Consider the following 2,618-nt stretch of genomic DNA (forward strand, 5'->3'; position numbering starts at 1 on the left):
CGGCATCTGTCACCAGGTGAACCTCGAGCATCTCGCTCGAACCGTGTGGTCGGACGTCGACCAGGCCGGCCGCACCGTCGCTTATCCCGACACTCTGGTCGGCACCGACAGCCACACCACGATGGTCAACGGTCTGGCAGTTCTGGGCTGGGGCGTCGGCGGGATCGAGGCCGAGGCCGCGATGCTGGGTCAGCCGATCTCGATGCTTATCCCCGAGGTTGTGGGCTTCAAACTGACCGGGCAGATGGTCGAAGGCACCACCGCCACCGACCTTGTGCTAAAAGTCGTCGAGATGCTGCGCAAACATGGGGTGGTCGGCAAATTCGTCGAATTCTACGGCGACGGTCTGGACCACCTGCCCCTGCCCGACCGCGCCACCATCGCCAATATGGCCCCCGAATACGGTGCCACCTGCGGCTTTTTCCCGATTGATGGCGAAACCCTGCGCTATCTGCGCCAGACCGGCCGCGAAGAAGACCGCATCGCGCTGGTCGAGGCCTATGCCAAGGAAAACGGCCTGTGGCGCGGTGCCGATTATGCGCCGGTCTATAGTTCGACGCTGACGCTGGACATGGGCACCATCGTGCCGGCGATCTCAGGGCCGAAACGCCCGCAGGATTTTCTGGCCCTGACCGACACCAAACTGGCGTTCGAAACCGTCGTCGCCGACTATCGCGGCGTGGATATTTCCAGCAATGCCAAGGACATGGCCGACGAAGGCCCGGTCGCGACCAAATCCGTATCCCTGCACAAGACCGCCACGGTCAAGGGCGAGGATTACAGCCTGCGCGACGGATCGGTGGTGATTGCCTCGATCACCTCGTGCACCAACACGTCGAACCCCTATGTGATGATCGGCGCCGGGCTGGTGGCGCGCAAGGCGCGCCAGCGCGGTCTGACCCGCAAGCCTTGGGTGAAAACCTCGCTGGCGCCGGGCAGTCAGGTGGTGACCGAATATCTGGCCGCCGCCGGGTTGCAGGACGATCTGGACGCCATCGGCTTTAACCTTGTCGGCTATGGTTGCACCACCTGCATCGGCAACTCGGGGCCGTTGCAGCCGGAAATCTCGGCCGCGATTGCCGAGGGCGATCTGGTCGCCACCGCCGTTCTGTCGGGCAACCGCAATTTCGAGGGCCGGATCAGCCCGGACGTGCGCGCCAACTATCTGGCCTCGCCGCCGCTGGTGGTCGCCTATGCGCTGGCCGGTGACATGAATATCGACCTGACCAGCGAACCCTTGGGGCAGGACAAGGACGGCAAGAACGTGTTCCTGCACGACATCTGGCCCAGCAACAAGGAAATCGCCGATCTGGTCGCGCAAACCGTGACCCGCGAGGCGTTTCTCAGGAAATATGCCGATGTGTTCAAGGGCGACGCCAAATGGCAAAGCGTCGAAACCTCGGATGCCGAAACCTATGACTGGCCGCCCACGTCGACCTATATCCAGAACCCGCCCTATTTCCGGGACATGGCGGCGGAAAAAGGCGTGATCAACGATATCAAGGACGCGCGGGTTCTGGCGATCCTTGGCGACATGATCACCACCGACCACATCTCGCCTGCCGGGTCGTTCCAACCTTCGACCCCCGCAGGCAAATACCTGACCGAACACGGGGTGCAACCGCGCGAGTTCAACTCTTATGGCTCGCGCCGGGGCAATCACGAGGTGATGATGCGCGGCACCTTCGCCAATATCCGCATCAAGAACGAGATGCTGGATGGCGTCGAGGGCGGCTATACCAAAAGCCCTGATGGCGCGCAGACCTCGATCTATGACGCCTCGATGGCCTATCAGGCGGCGGGCGTGCCGCTGGTGATTTTCGGCGGCATCGAATACGGCGCCGGGTCATCGCGCGACTGGGCCGCCAAGGGCACCAACCTGTTGGGCGTCAAGGCGGTGATCGCCGAGTCGTTCGAGCGCATCCACCGCTCGAACCTTGTCGGCATGGGGGTGATCCCGTTCGAATTCACCGGCGGCGACACCCGCAAGACGCTGGGCCTGACCGGTGATGAAACCGTGTCGATCAGCGGGTTGTCGGGCGATCTGAAACCGCTGTCGCTGGTCCCGTGCCAGATCACCTTTGCCGATGGCAGCACCAAGACCATCCAGATCAAGTGCCGCATCGATACCGCGCCCGAGATCGAATATGTCGAAAACGGCGGCGTGCTGCATTACGTGCTGCGCAATCTGGCCAAGGGCTGATCGGCCACTGACAGATCCCCAGACGCCCCGGATCCTGTTCGGGGCGTTTGTCGTTGAAACGCAGTGTTTCCGGGGGCTTGGCAGGAATTAACGCGAAATTAACCGCTGAACGCGATAGAATGCCGCTTATGACAGAGCAAACTCTCAGATTCGCACTGCCGATGCCGGTGTTCGAGGCTTTGGCCTTTACCGCTTTCGTGCTGCTGCTGGCCGGGGCGCACTAGGGCTACTGCGCCGGCGTCAGCAACGACTTGATATCCCGTTCCAGAATTTGCCGGGTGATCGGCCCTGCCGTGCGGTGCAGGATGCGGCCCTGCCCGTCGATCACATAGGTTTCAGGCACGCCGTAAACGCCCCATTCCAGCGCTGTGCGCCCGGTGTTATCCGCCGCCATCTTGGCGAAAGGATTGCCCAG

Annotated in this window: 1 protein-coding gene and 1 pseudogene; one reads left to right on the forward strand and one right to left on the reverse strand. The window is 62.4% G+C overall.

Going from position 1 to position 2,618, the window contains the following annotated elements:
- A partial coding sequence (acnA, locus tag ABYW26_RS13075; protein WP_372605351.1) for an aconitate hydratase AcnA occupies positions 1-2,203 on the forward strand: 2,203 nt, incomplete at its 5' end.
- 226 nt (positions 2,204-2,429) lie between these two features.
- On the opposite strand, the pseudogene ABYW26_RS13080 reads toward acnA, so the two are convergent.
- A pseudogene (locus ABYW26_RS13080) lies at positions 2,430-2,618 on the reverse strand (DsbE family thiol:disulfide interchange protein); the annotation flags it as partial.

Source organism: Actibacterium sp., from assembly GCF_041584535.1.
In the GTDB taxonomy this organism is placed as follows: Bacteria; Pseudomonadota; Alphaproteobacteria; order Rhodobacterales; family Rhodobacteraceae; genus Actibacterium_D.